Below are 16,131 nucleotides of genomic sequence, written 5' to 3' on the forward strand. Positions count from 1 at the left end.
GTCGAAGGATTAGGATTTAATCAATTGAATCGAAGGAGGTTGTCATGGTGCAGGAAGAAAAAGACCGTGTCGTGAATACCGACCGGAAAATCGAAGAACAGAGCTACAAGCGCGAACCGCACGAGCGCGACGAATCGCCGGACGGCCAGGACGTCAAGCCGCGCGGGATCATGAAACAGGCCGCGGAGGATTTGCAACAGGGCCTCGTCGATACCGATGCGCGCGCGACCCCGGGCGCCAGCGAAGCCGTGACGCCGGCGCCGGGCGCGACCGGCCAGGCCAGGCCGCAGCCGGACCGCAACCGCGACATGCGCGACCACGATTCGACCATTCCCGATGGAGGGAAGAATCGATGACATCGCGCATCCGGCTTGCGTTGCTGTTGCTTCCCCTGCTGGGTCCCGCTGCCGCCCACGCCCAGCAATATCCTGTCGGCTGGGGTCCGAATCCGGCCCTGCCCGCGCCCGAGAGATCGCTGATCCCGACCATCAACGTGGCCAAGGCGGACGCCTGGCCGCAGGGCACGCGTCCGACGCCGGCCGCCGGGCTGGCCGTCACCGCCTATGCGAGCGGCCTCGACCATCCGCGCTGGCTGTACGTGCTGCCGAACGGCGACGTGCTCGTGGCCGAGAGCAACAAGCCCGGCAACGCGCCGAAGGAAAAGGGGATTCGGGCCAAGGTACAGGGGCTGGCGCAGAAGGAGGCCGGGGCCGGGGTCGCGTCGCCCGATAAAATCATCCTGCTGCGCGGCTTCAGGCCGGACGGCACGGCCGACACGAAGGTCACGTTCATGCAGGGCCTGACCTCGCCGTTCGGCATGGCCCTCGTCGGCACCGACCTGTACGTCGCCAACGCCGACGCGCTGTGGAAGTTCCCGTACAAGACCGGCGCGACGAGCATCACGGCCACGGGCACCAAGGTGCTGGACCTGCCGTCCGGGATCAACCACCACTGGACGAAGAACGTCGTCGCCTCTCCCGACGGCAAGAAGCTGTACATCACGGTCGGCTCGAACAGCAACGCGGCCGAGAACGGCATGGAGATCGAGAAGGGCCGCGCCGCCATCTGGGAATACGACATCGCCAGCGGCAAGTCGCGCATCTACGCGAGCGGCCTGCGCAATCCGAACGGGATGGACTTCCAGTCGCAGACGAAGGCCTTGTGGACCTCCGTCAACGAGCGCGACGAACTGGGCAACGACCTCGTCCCCGACTACATGACGGCCGTGCAGGACGGCGCGTTCTACGGCTGGCCGTACAGCTATTTCGGCCAGCACGTCGACGCCCGCGTCAAGCCACAGAATCCCGACATGGTGGCCAGGGCCATCGTTCCCGACTATGCGCTGGGCGCGCACACGGCCTCGCTGGGCATGACGTTCTACAACGCCGACCTGATGCCGCAATTCAAGAACGGCGCGCTGGTCAGCCAGCACGGCTCGTGGAACCGCAAGCCGCATTCCGGCTACCAGCTCGTGTTCGTACCGTTCACGAACGGCAAGCCGAGCGGTCCGCCGCAGAACGTCCTGTCGGGCTTCCTCGGCAAGGATGAACACGCTTATGGGCGCCCGGTCGGGGTCGCGGTCGACAAGACCGGCGCCATCCTGCTGGCGGATGACGTCGGCAACATCGTCTGGCGGATCACGCCGGCCGCTACCACTCAGGGAGCAACTAAATGATCAAACGTAAGGGAAGCGCCGTCTGGAGCGGCGGCTTGAAAGACGGCAAGGGCACCGTGTCCACGCAGAGCGGCGTCCTCAACCAGTCGCAATACGGCTTCAACACCCGCTTCGAGGATGGCGCGGGCACGAATCCGGAAGAACTGCTGGCGGCCGCGCACGCGGGCTGCTTCACGATGGCGCTGTCGGCCCAGCTGGGCGAAGCGGGCATGACGGCGCAGAAGCTGGAGACGACCGCCACCGTATCGCTGGACAAGGCCGACGGCGGCTTCGCCATCCCCGCCGTGCACCTGGACCTCGTCGCCACGATTCCCGGCGCCGACGAGCAGGCATTCCAGGAAGCGGCGCGCAAGGCCAAGGAGGGGTGTCCCGTCTCCAAACTGTTCAACGCGAACATCACGCTGGATGCGAAGCTGCAGGCCTGAACGGTGACGTTGGCGCTGGCGGGCGGAGGCCATGGCTCGGCGCGACCGCCCGGCACAGCAATCGTAGGGTGGGCGCCCCGTGCCCACCAGCCGCCTGCACGAATCTCCATGAGCGCATAAAATCCTCGCTTTCCCACGAACCAACAAGGACAACAATGCGCATCCTGCACACCATGTTACGCGTCGGCGACCTGCAGCGCTCCATCGACTTCTACACCAAGGTGCTGGGCATGAAGCTGCTGCGCACGAGCGAGAATCCGGAATACAAATACACCCTCGCCTTCGTCGGCTACGGCAACAATCCGGACCACGCGGAACTCGAGCTGACCTATAACTGGGGCGTCGACAAATACGAGATGGGTTCGGCCTACGGCCATATCGCGATCTCGGCCGACGACATCTACCGGACGTGCGACCAGGTCCGTGCAGCCGGCGGCAACATTACCCGCGAACCCGGTCCCGTCAAAGGCGGCACGACCGTCATCGCCTTCATCACCGATCCGGACGGCTACAAGGTCGAACTGATCGAGCGTGCCGACCACGCCGGCGGCGGCGGCCTGAGCAACTAAGCCGGCACACCGCCGCGAACAAAAGTCCGCCTGACCGGTCTCACTTCCTCGGCTTGAGCAGCGCCAGTCCGGTGTTCGTGCGCACGACGATGTCGCCATCATCGGCCACCGCGAGCGCGCGCACGAGCACGAGGCCGGCCGGCGCCGCGATGACCCGGTCGTTCAGGTCGACGATGCCGTCCTTCCGGGTCCACGCAATCGCGTGCTCCTCGGTCTTCGTCGTGGCCGAACCGACGACAAGGCCATCCGCATTGATGGCGTCGGCGATCGAGAAATTGCCGGCCGGGAGGGCGCCGATGCTGGTCATCGTCGTGCCGTCGTAGACGAAGCCGCGGCCGCTGCCGTCGGCCAGCGCGGAATTGCCGGCGACGAGGCCGGCGCGATTGATCGCGACGGCTTCCGCGGTGGCGCCGCCCAGGGTGCCGATGTCGCGCATCGTGCCCGCCTCGTAGACGAAGGCGCCGACCGGACCGGCGCCGTTGCGGAACCATCCGGCCACCTGGCCGGCATCGTTGATGTCGACGGCGACGGAATTGCCGTTTGGCGAACCCAGGTCCTGCAGCGGCCCGCCCGTGCGGGTGTCGTACAGGAAGGCGTGGAACCAGGCGTTGCCCGGTCCGTACGAATAGCCGACGACCTGCCCGACCGTGTTGATGCCCAGCCCATACGAATCGCCGCCGAACGAACCGAGGTCGCGCAACGTCTTGCCGTCGTACCAGAACGCGTGCGACTGGCCGCTCGCCGTGGCCGCCCAGCCCGTGATCTTGCCGCAGTTGCTGATTACATAGCCTTCGGACGAGGTGCCGCCGAGCGTGCCCAGGTCGTGCAACGCGCCGTCGTACAGGAAGGCGTGCGGGACGTTGCTGGACGTGGCGGACCAGCCCGTCACATGGCCGCACGGATTCACCGCCTGGGCATCGGAAAAATCGCCGCCCAGCGTGCCCAGCGAAATCGACGCATGGCCGTTGTAGAGGAAGGCGTGGGCGACGCCGTCCGCGCCGCGCGACGTACCCGCGACGATGCCGCCGTTCGCGATGCCGTGGCGCGTGACCTCGCCGTAGACGATGCCCGGCAGCCCGATCGGGATGACGTCGTAGGTGGGACCGTTGCCGATGGGGCCGGGGCCAGGGCCCCCCGGATTGCCGTGATGGTGGCCGCCGCCGCAGGCGGACAGCGTCAGTGACAAGGCGAGCGCGGCGGCGCGGACGGCCGTCGTTGCGGATGCGGATGCGTGGAAAGACGTGAACATGGCGACCTCGCTTTCGAAGGGTTCACGCCTGAGTGTAGGAGTGCGGGTCGCGTAAGTTCGGGTAAAGAGGAGCTTGCTTGGGGCGCCTCAAGCAGGATTTTTTAAAGCAATGCGCCGTAGAATTGAACTCGTGAATTCGGGGTCAGAGCCCGGTTTCAGGAAATTGCCTGAAACCGGGCTCTGACCCCGACTTATTACTGACCCCGACTTATTACGGCTGCTGCAGCAACGCGTTGATCGGCTGCAGGTCTTCCTCGCGCAGCGAACCGGCCGCGGCCTTCAGTTTCAGGCCGGCCAGGATCGTGTTGTAGCGCGCGCGGGCCAGGTCGGTGCGGGTCTGGTACAGCTGGCGCTGGGCATTCAGCACGTCGATGTTGATACGCACGCCGACCTGGTAACCGAGCTTGTTCGATTCCAGCGCGGAATTGCTCGACACCTCGGCCGCTTCCAGCGCCTTCACCTGCGCGAGGCCGCTGTTCACGCCAAGGAACGATTGGCGCGCCACCAGCGCGGCGTTGCGGCGGTTCGCTTCCAGGTCGTTGCGGGCCTTGTCTTCCAGCGCGATCGATTCGCGCACCTTGCTCGTCACGGCGAAGCCGCTGAAGATCGGGATGCTGTACTGGATGCCGATCGAGTTGCTGTTGGTCTTGCCGGACGTGCGATCGATCTGGCCGTTGATGTCGCGATGCAGCGACGACGCCACCAGGTCCACGGTCGGGAGGTGGCCGGCGCGGTTTTTCGAGATGTCGCGCTTGGCCGATTCCAGCTGCAGCTGGGCCACGGTCACGGCATAGTTCTGGTTCTCGGCGGCGGACACCCACTGATCGACGTTGATCGGCTGCGGCGCCGTCAGGTTCACACCCGTGCGCAAGGTGGCCAGCGCGGACGGCGGCGTGCCGATGATCGCCTGCAGCGCCGTCTTCTTGGTCTCCAGATCGTTGACGGCGGCAATTTCCTGCGACACGACCAGGTCGTACGCGGCCTGGGCTTCATGGGTGTCGGTGATGGTCTGCGTGCCGACTTCGAAGTTGCGCTTGGCGGACGCCAGCTGCTCGGTCACGGCGACCTTTTGCGCACGCGTGGATTCCAGCGTGTCCTGGGCGGCCAGCACGTCGAAATAGGCTTGCGACACGCGCGTGATCAGGTCTTGCTGGGCCTGGGCAAACTGGGCTTCCGAGATGGCTTGCTGCAGCTTGCTCTGCTGGTAGGTTTCCCAGCGGTCCCAGCGGAACAACGGTTGCTGCAGCGTGACCTGGACTTCGTTGGTGCGCAGGTTGGAGCCGCCGGCCATGAGCGGGTTGTTGTTCCACGCCGTGAAGTCGGCGTTGTTCTTCGTGATGTCGCCGCTGATGCCGACGGTCGGCAGCAGGCCGGAACGCCCCTGGGTGATACGTTCGCGTCCCGCGGCGGCGGCCGCGCGGGCGCTGGCATACGTGGCGTCGTTCGCCAATGCCTGCTGGTACACCTGGATCAGATCGGCCGCCTGGGCATCGAGCGAAAACGCGCTGGCCAACAATACGGCGATGAGGGGCTTCTGCATTACTTTCTCCGTCGGAGTCATCAATAGTTAAGGACGCAGGCCGTCAATACTTGGGCATCGAAGGATCGACCTGCACGGCCCAGGCGTGTATTCCGCCTGTGAGGTTGGTAATGTTGCTGAATCCGTTGCGCTCCAGGAAAGCGGCCACTTGCATGCTGCGTGCGCCGTGGTGGCACACGCAGACGATGTCCTGGCCGTCATCCAGTTCGCTCACGCGGATCGGAATCAGGTTCATCGGAATCTGGGTCGACCCCTCGATGTGGCAGGTCTCGAATTCCCAGTTTTCGCGGACGTCGAGCAGCAGCGGCTTCGGACGCGACGGGTCGGCCAGCCAGGCGGCCAACTCGGGGGCGGTAATGTGCTGCATCCTTGCGTCTCCGTCGATCAGAACTGGAAGTGCGACGGCACCGGGGCGCCGGTCAGGTAGCGCACGTTGGTCTCGAACACCTTGATCGTGCTGTACGTGTTCTCGCCCGTGCGGGTGATGATCGACGCTTCCATCACCGGCGCCTGGCCGACGATGGCGGCGATGCGGCCACCCACCTTCACCTGCTTCAGGATGGCTTCCGGCAGCACTTCCAGCGCGCCCGAGATCACGATCGCGTCGTACGGTGCGGCTTTTTCCCAGCCCTGCGCGCCATTGCCCGTTTCCACGGTCACGTTGTGGATGCCGGCATTGGCCAGGTTCTTCTTCGCCAGTTCCGCGGTTTCCGGATTGATTTCCACGGTGGTCACCTTGGCGGCGCGGTGCGCCAGCAGGGCAGCCATATAGCCCGACCCCGTGCCGATTTCCAGCACGGTCTCGTGTTTCTTCACACCGACTTCCTGCAGGATGCGCGCTTCGAACTTCGGCGCCAGCATGGTGTCGCCGCCCGGCAGCGGGATCTCGACGTCGGCGAACGCCAGGTTCTGGTACGCCGCCGGCACGAACTGTTCGCGCTTGACGACGTGCAGCAGGTCGAGCACATCCTGGTCCAGCACGTTCCACGGACGGATCTGCTGTTCGATCATGTTGAAGCGGGCTTGTTCGATATTCATCTTTGTACTCGGTGGGAAAATAAATAATCCGATATTTTATCGTTGAACGGCTTCAGCAAACATATCTTAACGATATGAGGCTGAGTACCACGGGAAATTGCGACAGTCTGCAGTTTAAGGGGCATGAAACCCGGAAAACAGCGTCTTGACGTAGGAAAACGGGGGTCACGCGGCTTCGGCGCCCGGGGCGGCCGGCAGCAGCCCGTGCAGCGCCATGTCGAGAAAGGTGTCGAGGAAGGCCTGCGGTGCCAGTTCCGCAGGCGGACATGGACCGACGGAATGCTTCCAGATGATCAGGGTGAGCATCGGCGCGAACAGCACCTGGGTCGTCGTGACGACGTCGATCGGCCGGAACTCGCCGCGCGCGATGCCGCGCTCGAGCATCGTCGCCATCGCCTTCGTACCGCGGTTGATGACTTCTTCCTGGTAGAAGCGGGCCAGTTCCGGGAAGTTGCCGGCTTCGGCCATGACGAGCTTGATGATGCCGGACGCCTTTGTCGCACCCAGCCGCTGCCACCACGAGTGGATCAGGTGGCGCAGCAGGTCGGCGCTGTGGCCGTCGAACTCGGCGACGGACGCTTCCGCCTCGCCGATCACGGGCACGATATTGCTGCGCACGACGGCCTTGAACAGTTCTTCCTTGTTTTCGTAATACAGGTACAAGGTGCCTTTCGACACGCCGGCACGGCGCGCGACGTCTTCCAGGCGTGTGGCGGCGTAACCACGCTCGACGAACAGGTCGATGGCCGCCTCCAGCAACTCCTGGGGCCGCGCGTCCTTACGGCGCTCCCAGCGCGGCTTGGTGTCAAAGGGGCATGGCATGCTTCTGTCCGACAACTAACTGTTGAGTCAGCAAATATAGACCTGGGGATAGGGCCAGTCAAGAACAGCAGGCCCTGACGGTAGTATACTGGCAGCTTGCCCGCCTCCGGTCTTTACACCACGATTTCCCCGGCCGTTCCCGTGAATTCTCCGTCTGCCCCCGTCCATTGCCGCCCCGGCTGCGGCGCCTGCTGCACCGCCCCGTCGATCACGTCCCCGATTCCCGGCATGCCGAACGGTAAGCCGGCCGGCGTGCGCTGCGTGCAGCTGGACGAGCACAATGGCTGCAGGATTTTCGGGCAGCCGGGCCGGCCCCGCGTCTGCGGCAGCCTGCCGCCCTCGCGCGAGATGTGCGGCGACACGCGCGAGCAGGCGATGTTCTTCCTGTCCGAACTGGAGCGCTTGACAGCCTGACCTTGAAACAGTAACTCGACGGCGGCCCCCTTCCTCATGGTAAGCTTGCGGCCCGCGCGGCACCGTCCGCGCACGCGTCCCCAACCCTACCGAACCGCATACACCAAATGGATATCATTCTCGCCCTGAAAGCGATCATCATGGGCCTCGTCGAGGGCTTCACGGAATTCCTGCCGATTTCGTCCACTGGACACCTGATCCTGGCCGGCAGTCTGATCAATTTCACGGGCGAAGTGGCCCAAGTGTTCGAAATCGCGATCCAGGCCGGCGCCATCTTCGCCGTGATGTGGGAATACCGCGTGCGGATCGGCGCCGCGCTGGGCGGCGTCACGTCCGATCCGCGCCAGCAAAAGCTCGTCATCAACCTGATCGTCGCCTTCCTGCCGGCGGCCGTGCTGGGCGTGTTGTTCAGCAAGGCGATCAAGGCGCACCTGTTCGCACCGGTGCCGGTGGCTGCCGCGTTCATCGTGGGCGCCTTCGTGATCCTGTGGGCGGAACGCCGCCACAAGGTGCTGCCGGGCGCGCACCGCATCCAGACCGTGGACGACATGACCGTGCTCGACGCGTTCAAGGTCGGCTGCGCCCAGTGCTTCGCGCTGATCCCGGGCACGAGCCGTTCGGGTGCCACGATCATCGGCGGCATGCTGTTCGGCCTGTCGCGCACGGCCGCGACGGAATTCTCGTTCTTCCTCGCGATCCCGACCCTGCTGGCCGCGACCGTGTACTCCGTCTTCAAGGCGCGCCACGACCTGCACGCGACGGACCTGCCGCTGTTCCTGATCGGCGGCGTCGCGGCGTTCGTTTCCGCCTTCCTGTGCGTCCGTTGGCTGTTGCGCTTCATCAGCACGCACGACTTCACGGGCTTCGCCTGGTACCGTATCGTGTTCGGTGTGGTCATCCTGGTCACCGCCCATTTCGGCTGGGTCGTCTGGGCCGAGTAATTTGAAAGCAGCAGCACCATGACGAGCGACATCCAGCAACGCGCGCTGCAGATCCTGCAGTCGGTATTCGGCTACCCCGCCTTCCGCGGGCAGCAGGCCGACATCGTCGAGCACGTGGCGTCCGGCGGCGATGCGCTCGTGCTGATGCCCACCGGCGGCGGCAAGTCGCTGTGCTACCAGATTCCCGCGCTGCTGCGCGACGGCGTCGGCGTCGTCGTGTCGCCGCTGATCGCGCTGATGCAGGACCAGGTCGACGCGCTGGCCGAAGTCGGCGTGCGCGCCGCGTTCCTGAACTCGACGCAGACGTTCGAAGAGACGCTGCGCATCGAACGCATGGTGCGCACCGGCGAACTGGACCTCGTCTACGTGGCGCCCGAGCGCCTGATGACGCCGCGCTGCCTGGAGCTGTTCGAGTCCGCGCACATCTCGCTGTTCGCCATCGACGAGGCGCACTGCGTGTCGCAATGGGGTCACGATTTCCGGCCCGAATACATCCGCCTGTCGATCCTGCACGAGCGCTTCCCGCACGTGCCGCGCATCGCGCTGACCGCGACGGCCGACCAGCTCACGCGCGCCGAAATCGCCCAGCGCCTGCAGCTGGACGAGGCGCGCCAGTTCGTGTCGTCGTTCGACCGTCCGAACATCCGCTATGCCATCGTCGAAAAGACGAACGGCCGCAAGCAGCTGCTCGACTTCATCTCGGCGGAACACCCGGGCGACTCCGGCATCGTCTACTGCCTATCGCGCAAGAAGGTCGAGGAGACGGCGGCGTTCCTCAACGAAAACGGCATCCGCGCCCTGCCCTATCACGCGGGCATGGAGTATTCGCTGCGGGCCGAAAACCAGGCGCGCTTCCTGCGCGAGGACAACATCGTGATGGTGGCGACCATCGCGTTCGGCATGGGCATCGACAAGCCGGACGTGCGCTTCGTCTGCCACCTCGACCTGCCCAAATCGCTCGAAGGCTATTACCAGGAAACGGGCCGCGCGGGCCGCGACGGCTTGCCGTCGAACGCCTGGATGGCCTACGGTTTGCAGGACGTCGTGCTGCAGCGCCGGATGATCGACGAATCCGAGGCCGACGAGAATTTCAAGCGCGTGCTGTCGTCGAAACTCGACGCCATGCTGGGCCTGTGCGAGACGCTCAGCTGCCGGCGCATGCGCCTGCTCGAATACTTCGGCGAGCGCTCCGGCCCGTGCGGCAACTGCGACACGTGCCTGATCCCGCCGACGTCGTTCGACGCGACGGTGCCCGTGCAAAAGCTGCTGTCGGCGATCTACCGCGTCGACCAGCGCTTCGCGGCCGGCCACGTGATCGACGTGCTGCGCGGCGTGTCGTCCGAACGCATCGTGCAGTGGCACCACGACAAACTGACCGTGTTCGGCGTCGGTGCCGAGCGCGGCGAACAGGAATGGCGCGCCATCGTGCGCCAGACCATCGCCCTCGGCCTCGTCACCGTCGACCACGACGCATTCAGTTCACTGAAACTGACGGAGGCGGCGCGGCCGGTGCTGAAGGGCGAGCAGAACGTGCAGCTGCGCCAGTACCAGAAACCGGTCAAGCCCAAGCGCACGTCGACGCCGCGCGGCAGCTACGAAGAGGTCGAGCTGTCGAAGTCCGAACAGGCGATCTTCGACAAGCTGCGCTGGTGGCGCGTCGAAACGGCGCGCGCGCACGGCGTGCCGGCGTACGTCGTGTTCCAGGATGCGACCCTGCGCGAGATCTCCAAGGTCAAGCCCACGTCGCTGGATCAGCTGCGCGGCGTCTCGGGCGTCGGCGAGAAGAAGCTGACGTCGTATGGCGACGAGATCGTCGGCATCATCAGCGAGATGGTGTAGCGCGATGCCGCGTGGGCACGGGGTGCCCACCCTACGGCAATGGAGACATCGCATGGTGGGCACCCTGTGCCCACCATGCATTCACGTCATTTTTTGGTGAACACCGAGTCCCAGACCCCGTGGCCCAGTCGTAGGGTGGGCACCCTGTGCCCACCATGCATTCACGTCATTTTTTGGTGAACACCAGGTCCCAGACCCCGTGGCCCAGCTTCAGGCCCCGGTTCTCGAACTTGGTCAGCGGCCGGTACGCCGGCTTCTCCGCATACCCCTCGGCCGTGTTCCGCAGCGCGGGTTCGGCGCCCAGCACTTCCAGCATCTGCACCGCGTAATCTTCCCAGTCGGTGGCGCAATGGATGTAGCCGCCCTGCGCCAGCTTGCGGCACAGCAGCTCGACGAACGGCGGCTGGATCAGGCGGCGCTTGTTGTGACGCGCCTTGTGCCACGGGTCCGGGAAGAAGATGTGCACGCCGGACAGCGTCCCATCCGCCACCATATTGTTCAGCACCTCGACGGCGTCGTGCTGGATGATGCGCAGGTTCGCGATCTCCTGTTCGCCCGCCAGCTTCAACAGGCTGCCCACGCCAGGGGTGTGCACCTCGACGCCGATGAAATCCTTGTCCGGCATCGCCTGCGCGATGTGCGCCGTCGTGCCGCCCATGCCGAAGCCGATCTCCAGGACCAGCGGCGCGCTGCGGCCGAACGGCGCGTGGAAGTCGAACGGCGCCTTCTGGTACTCGATGAGATAGCGCGGGCCGAACGCTTCCAGCGCGCGCGCCTGTCCGGTCGACAGGCGGCCGGCGCGGGTGACGAAACTGCGGATGCGGCGTTCGGTCGGGTCGTAGAGCATGGCGCGGCCCTGCTCGTTGGTAGGCGTATCGGAAGACATAGGGATGAGATGAAGAGTCTGAAAAAGCGGGCGCCATTATAACCCGGCGCTATCCCGCGCCAATCTTCGACATAATGTGCCCTCGACCACAGGAGTTGCACATGCGCCAGCAGACCCACCCGATCGCCACCGAGGACAACGTCGCCGCCTACCGCCTGACGTCGTTCCACTACGGCGCGCCCGGCAGCGGCAAGAAGGTCTATCTCCAGGCCTCGCTCCATGCGGACGAGGTGCCGGCCATGCTGGTCGCGCACGTCCTGCGCCGTGAGCTCGACCGGCTGGACGCGGCCGGCAAGGTGATCGGCGAGATCATCCTGGTGCCGGCGGCAAATCCGATCGGGCTGTCGCAGGTGATCCACGGCGCGCCGTTCGGCCGCTTCGACCTCGCCAGCGGCACCAATTTCAACCGCTCGTACCGGCACGTGGCCGACGCCCTCAAAATCTCGCTGGAGGGCAGACTGGGCGCGGACGCCGCCGCCAACGCGGCACTCGTGCGCGCGCATGCGCGCCGCGAAATCGCGGCCTGGCTGCCGAACAACGCGACGGAAGAACTCAAGAAGACGCTGCTGGGCATGGCGATCGACGCCGACATCATGCTCGACCTCCATTGCGACAACGAGGCCGTGCTCCACATGTACACCGGCACGCCGCTGGCCGACCGCGTGACGCCGCTGGCCGCGCTGCTGGGCGCGCACGCGGTGCTGCTGGCGAAGGAATCCGGTGGCGAGCCGTTCGACGAAGCGTGCAGCCGCATGTGGTGGCAACTGCAGGAGCACTTCGGCGACCGTTTCCCGATCCCGCTCGGCTGCGTCGGCGTGACGGTCGAACTGCGCGGCGAGAACGACGTACGCTACGACCTCGCCGAACACGACGCGCACGCGCTGCTGCAATACCTGGCGCGCGAAGGCGTCGTCGACCTGCCGCTCGAACCGCTGCCGGCGCCGCTGTGCGCGCCGACGCCGCTCGAGGGCGTGGAACCTTTGCACGCGCCGCATGCGGGCGTCCTGGTATTCCTGAAAAAACTGGGCGAGCGCGTGCAGGCGGGCGATGCCGTCGCCGACATCGTCGACCCGGTCAGCGGCAGGACGACGACCTTGCGGCCGACGCAGTCCGGCATCCTGTTCGCCAGCACCGCGCACCGGCACCTGCTGCGCGGGATGCACGTCTGTAAGGTCGCGGGGACGTCCGCGTGGCGGACCGGGAGTCTGCTGGGCGCGTAACAGAACCGATAAAGCGAACCGTCGCCCCCGCGCAGGCGCGGGGTCCAATTTTGCCAGCGCTGCCGCGACGCGCGCATGACTCGGGTCCCCGCCTGCGCGGGGACGACGTATCGAGCGCTGCGCCCTATGCGGCCAGCGCCTCGTTGAACAGGTAGCGCTGCGCCAGCAGCGGCGCAATCGACGCCGCCGGCTGCGGCCGCGCGACGAGATAGCCCTGCACCTCGTTGCAGTTCAGCGCGCGCAGGATCGCCAGCTGCTCCTCGTTCTCGACGCCTTCGGCCACGACTTCCATCCCGAGCGCGTGCGCCATCGACACGATGGCCTGGAAGAACACGGTGCCTTCCTTCGAGCGCCCCAGTTCGGCCGTGAAGGAGCGGTCGACCTTGAGCACGTCCATCTTCATGCGCTGCAGCTGCGACAGCGACGAATAGCCCGTGCCGAAATCGTCGACGTGCAGCTTGACGCCCAGCGCGCGGATCGCGGCCAGTTCCGCCAGGATCTCGGCCTGGTCGCCCATCATCGCGGACTCCGTGATCTCGACCTCGAGCAGGCCGGCCGGCACGGCGTGGCGCTGCAGGGCGTCGGCCAGCTCGCGCTGCACGCCGCCGCGCAGGAACTGCTTGGGCGAGACGTTGATCGATACCGGCACCGGCACCGCGCCGTGCGCGCGCCACGCGGCCAGCTGGGCGCAGGCCTGGTCGATGACGATGGCGCCGATCGGCACGATCAGGCCGCTCGACTCGGCCAGTGGAATGAATTCGTCCGGGCGGATCATGCCCAGCGTCGGATGCTCCCAGCGCAGCAGCGCTTCCATGCTCAGGAGCTCGCCCGTGCGGGTGTCCACGCGCGGCTGGTAGTGCAACACGAACTGGCGCTTGTCGATCGCTTCCAGCAGGCGCTGGCGCAGCTGGGTGCGCGTCTTGAGGATGTTCGACTGCGCGGGATCGAAGAAGCGGTACTGCCCCTTGCCTTCGGCCTTGCCGGCATACATGGCGATGTCGCCGTGGCGGATCAGGGTGGCGGCGTCGAGGCCGTCGCGCGGGTACACGGCGATGCCGACCGAGGCGCCGATCATGTGCGGCTCGTCGGCGATCGGGAATGGCTTGCTGAAGGCGTCGACGATGCGCTCGGCGACGATCGCTACCTGCTGGTCGCTGTCGAAAGGGCTCAACAGGACGACGAATTCGTCGCCGCCGAAGCGCGCCACGCTGTCGCCCGGCCGCAGCTGCGACATCAGGCGCTCGGCGGCCAGCTTGAGCAGGCGGTCGCCGACGGCGTGGCCGTGCGAATCGTTGACCTGCTTGAATTCGTCGAGGTCGATGAACAGCAGCGCCGCGCCGTGGCCGCCGTCCTGCGCCTGGCGCAGCGCGGCCGGCACGAAGTTCAGGAACCAGTGGCGGTTCGGCAGGCCCGTGAGGCTGTCCTCGTTGGCCAGGCGCGCCAGCTGCGATTCGTGTTCCTTGCGTTCGCTGATGTCCTGCAGCGTGACGGCGAGGACGTCGCCCACGCGCACGATGCGCCGGTGGCCCCAGCGGATATTCAGGCGGTTATTGTCGGGCATGCGCCGGTCTTCCTGGTGGAAGCCGACGGCCATGGCCGTGCGGTAGTTGGCGGACAGGTCGTCGAACGAGGTGCCGTGATGGAGGTCCGAGATCAGGCTGCCGACGAGTTGCGTGCGCGTGCCGCCGTAGAAGAACGCGCCGCGCTCGTTGCAGTCGACGATGCGGAAGTCGATGATCTGGCCCTTGCGGTCGCGCACCGGCGCGACCATGTAGAAACCGTCGTTGCCGCTCTCGGTGGCCGTGCGGTAGGCGCGCTGGATCCCGGCGCGCTCGCCCGCCCGCGCGCCCGCCCGCAGCGACAGCATGCTCGCGCCCAGCGCCAGCAGCGACAGCACGACGGTCGCCAGCACCGTGTGGTTGCGGCTGTCGGTCCAGTAGGCGTCGGCCGCTTCCAGCACGGCCGTATGCGACAGCGCGACGAGGGCCACGAGCGGATACGCGCTGGAGCGGCGCCAGCCCAGCACGCGCGCCTCGCCGTCGGCAAAGCCGCCCTGCCCCGCGACCAGCTGCACGCCGCGCGCCACCGGCCAGCGGTCGGCATTCGCGGGCAGCAGCGAACCGGCGCTCTGCGTGCGCACGATGCCCCGGGCATCCTGCTCGACGCGCAGGGCATTCTCGGTGCCGACCAGGGCCAGCAGGCTGCCCGGTCCCAGCGTGGGCGAGCTGACGAACGACGTGAAGTAGCCGGCATCGACGGCCATCAGCAGCACACCGTCGAATCCGTCGTCGGCCGTATCGAGGCGGCGCGTGAACAGGATCGTGCCGCGGGTCTCCTCCAGTTCCGGCGGCGGCGTGCCGATGCGCAGCGCGGTCGAGATGGCGTCGCGGTGCTGGATGAAGAAGCCGGCCCTGGACAGATTCAGCCCGCGCTCGTGGATGCGGCTGGACGAGCGGATCGCGCCGTCGGGCCCGATGACGCTCACGTTGACGAAGGCGGCGTCGGTGAACATGCCGTCGCGCCGCATGTTCTCGATCAGGCTGCGGTCGTGCGCATGCTCCCAGCTGTGCTTGAGCTGCATGGTGATCTGGTCGATCTGCGCGACCGAGCGCGTGACGTACTGTTCGTAGGCCTCGGCATAGGCATCGGCCTCCTTGAACGCCTGCTCCTCGGCGCGCCGGCGCTCGGTGCCGGCGTGCAGGATCGTGGCGGTCCACAGGGCGGCACAGGCGAGCAGCGCCAGCGCGGGCCACAGCAGCGCGAGGAATCGGTGGGTGCGCGGGGCAGTGTGCGCACTGGACTTGGACATGCGGTTTCCGTCAGAAAGGCGTGGGCCAAGGGGGCACACACTCAGTTACTGTTCAGCAACGCGCAGTGTAAGAAGTGAAAGTTACCGGTTGATGACAACGCTACCCGGGCACGCCGCCGGCCAACGCCTGCGCCAGCGCATCCACATCGGCCGGCTTCACGAAATGGTAATGGAACCCGGCGGCTTTGGAGGCGTCGCGGTCCTGCTGCTGGCCATAGCCCGTGAGCGCGATGAACAGGGCGCCGGCTGCCCCCGGCAGCGTGCGGATCTGGCGTGCCAGTTCGTGGCCGTCCATGCCCGGCAGGCCGATGTCGAGGACGAACGCGTCGAAAGACCGTTCGCGCGCGCTGGCCAGCGCCTGCAACGGATCGTATTCGACGGCCGTCTCGTGGCCCAGCACCTCCAGCAGCATCGCCACCGTCTGGGCGGCATCGACGTTGTCGTCGACCACCAGCACGCGCCGCACGCCCGGCGCCGCCGCGACGTCGGCGGCACGGTCGGCCGGCGCGGACGCGCTCGCCGCGGCGAGGCGGCCGTGCCGCGCCACGACATGCTTGACCGGCGCGGGCGCCACGCCCACGCCGTCGTCGGGATGTACCAGTTCGGCCCGGGTGGTGCCGTCCTGTGATTCTTCGAAGATGCCGATGAAGTCGTACATACGCTCGTTCCAATAATCAGCCGCATGGCATTGCCAATGGTACGAA

General features: G+C 66.4%; 16 protein-coding genes. 8 read left to right on the forward strand and 8 right to left on the reverse strand.

From position 1 onward, the window contains the following. Positions 1 to 44 precede the first annotated feature (44 nt). The 4 genes from ASC93_RS05495 (at position 45) to gloA (ending at position 2,669) form a co-directional block, all read left to right on the forward strand. Positions 45 to 356, forward strand: a complete 312-nt coding sequence (locus tag ASC93_RS05495) for a hypothetical protein (RefSeq protein WP_056438372.1) — start codon at positions 45 to 47, stop codon at positions 354 to 356. Further along, positions 353 to 1,675: a sorbosone dehydrogenase family protein gene (locus ASC93_RS05500; protein ID WP_056438375.1), complete on the forward strand. Its 1,323-nt coding sequence runs from the start codon at positions 353 to 355 to the stop codon at positions 1,673 to 1,675. Before ASC93_RS05495 ends, ASC93_RS05500 begins: the two co-directional genes overlap by 4 nt. Continuing rightward, positions 1,672 to 2,100, forward strand: a complete 429-nt coding sequence (locus ASC93_RS05505; protein WP_200958275.1) for an OsmC family protein — start codon at positions 1,672 to 1,674, stop codon at positions 2,098 to 2,100. Before ASC93_RS05500 ends, ASC93_RS05505 begins: the two co-directional genes overlap by 4 nt. A gap of 155 nt (positions 2,101 to 2,255) precedes the next feature. Then, positions 2,256 to 2,669, forward strand: coding sequence for a lactoylglutathione lyase (gene gloA / locus ASC93_RS05510; RefSeq protein WP_056438379.1), 414 nt, complete (start codon positions 2,256 to 2,258; stop codon positions 2,667 to 2,669). 40 nt (positions 2,670 to 2,709) lie between these two features. Here gloA and ASC93_RS05515 read toward each other — a convergent pair whose 3' ends face one another. From ASC93_RS05515 to ASC93_RS05535, 5 genes are all read right to left on the reverse strand, one after another. Then, the gene (locus ASC93_RS05515) at positions 2,710 to 3,918 is read right to left on the reverse strand and encodes a hypothetical protein (protein WP_056438383.1); all 1,209 of its coding nucleotides are present in this window, start codon (positions 3,916 to 3,918) and stop codon (positions 2,710 to 2,712) included. 211 nt (positions 3,919 to 4,129) lie between these two features. After that, entirely contained in the window at positions 4,130 to 5,458 is a 1,329-nt protein-coding gene (locus tag ASC93_RS05520) for a TolC family outer membrane protein (RefSeq protein WP_056438387.1), read from the reverse strand. A 43-nt stretch (positions 5,459 to 5,501) separates the two neighbouring features. Next, entirely contained in the window at positions 5,502 to 5,825 is a 324-nt protein-coding gene (locus tag ASC93_RS05525) for a rhodanese-like domain-containing protein (RefSeq protein WP_056438391.1), read from the reverse strand. A gap of 17 nt (positions 5,826 to 5,842) precedes the next feature. After that, on the reverse strand, positions 5,843 to 6,496 hold the full coding sequence (locus tag ASC93_RS05530) for a protein-L-isoaspartate O-methyltransferase (RefSeq protein ID WP_056438393.1): 654 nt from the start codon (positions 6,494 to 6,496) through the stop codon (positions 5,843 to 5,845). Positions 6,497 to 6,661: 165 nt separating this feature from the next. Further along, positions 6,662 to 7,318 carry a TetR/AcrR family transcriptional regulator gene (locus ASC93_RS05535; RefSeq protein ID WP_056438396.1) on the reverse strand — a complete coding sequence of 219 codons (657 nt, stop codon included), beginning with the start codon at positions 7,316 to 7,318 and terminating at the stop codon, positions 6,662 to 6,664. 141 nt (positions 7,319 to 7,459) lie between these two features. On the opposite strand from ASC93_RS05535, the gene ASC93_RS05540 reads away from it, so the two are divergent. The 3 genes from ASC93_RS05540 to recQ all read left to right on the forward strand — a co-directional run bounded on the left by ASC93_RS05540 (position 7,460) and on the right by recQ (position 10,512). Further along, positions 7,460 to 7,732 (forward strand): YkgJ family cysteine cluster protein, encoded by a 273-nt coding sequence (locus tag ASC93_RS05540; RefSeq protein WP_056438399.1) that lies wholly within the window; start codon positions 7,460 to 7,462, stop codon positions 7,730 to 7,732. Between the two features lie 107 nt (positions 7,733 to 7,839). Continuing rightward, complete coding sequence (locus ASC93_RS05545) at positions 7,840 to 8,673, forward strand: undecaprenyl-diphosphate phosphatase (protein WP_056438400.1); 834 nt, start codon at positions 7,840 to 7,842, stop codon at positions 8,671 to 8,673. An 18-nt stretch (positions 8,674 to 8,691) separates the two neighbouring features. Continuing rightward, positions 8,692 to 10,512: a DNA helicase RecQ gene (gene recQ / locus ASC93_RS05550; protein ID WP_056438404.1), complete on the forward strand. Its 1,821-nt coding sequence runs from the start codon at positions 8,692 to 8,694 to the stop codon at positions 10,510 to 10,512. A gap of 166 nt (positions 10,513 to 10,678) precedes the next feature. Here the strand turns inward: recQ and trmB are convergent, their stop codons facing one another. Further along, positions 10,679 to 11,359, reverse strand: coding sequence for a tRNA (guanosine(46)-N7)-methyltransferase TrmB (trmB, locus tag ASC93_RS05555; RefSeq protein ID WP_056438407.1), 681 nt, complete (start codon positions 11,357 to 11,359; stop codon positions 10,679 to 10,681). A 140-nt stretch (positions 11,360 to 11,499) separates the two neighbouring features. Between trmB and ASC93_RS05560 the strand changes: the two genes are divergently transcribed. Beyond that, positions 11,500 to 12,618 carry a succinylglutamate desuccinylase/aspartoacylase family protein gene (locus ASC93_RS05560; RefSeq protein WP_056438410.1) on the forward strand — a complete coding sequence of 373 codons (1,119 nt, stop codon included), beginning with the start codon at positions 11,500 to 11,502 and terminating at the stop codon, positions 12,616 to 12,618. A gap of 124 nt (positions 12,619 to 12,742) precedes the next feature. Here ASC93_RS05560 and ASC93_RS05565 read toward each other — a convergent pair whose 3' ends face one another. Both ASC93_RS05565 and ASC93_RS05570 read right to left on the reverse strand, forming a co-directional pair. Then, a complete protein-coding gene (locus ASC93_RS05565; RefSeq protein WP_056438412.1) occupies positions 12,743 to 15,427 on the reverse strand; it encodes an EAL domain-containing protein in 2,685 nt (894 codons plus the stop codon). Positions 15,428 to 15,527: 100 nt separating this feature from the next. Next, positions 15,528 to 16,085: a response regulator gene (locus tag ASC93_RS05570; RefSeq protein WP_056438415.1), complete on the reverse strand. Its 558-nt coding sequence runs from the start codon at positions 16,083 to 16,085 to the stop codon at positions 15,528 to 15,530. Between the last annotated feature and the right edge of the window lie 46 nt (positions 16,086 to 16,131).

This window comes from Massilia sp. Root335 (genome assembly GCF_001425685.1).
Taxonomy (GTDB): Bacteria; Pseudomonadota; Gammaproteobacteria; order Burkholderiales; family Burkholderiaceae_D; genus Telluria; species Telluria luteola.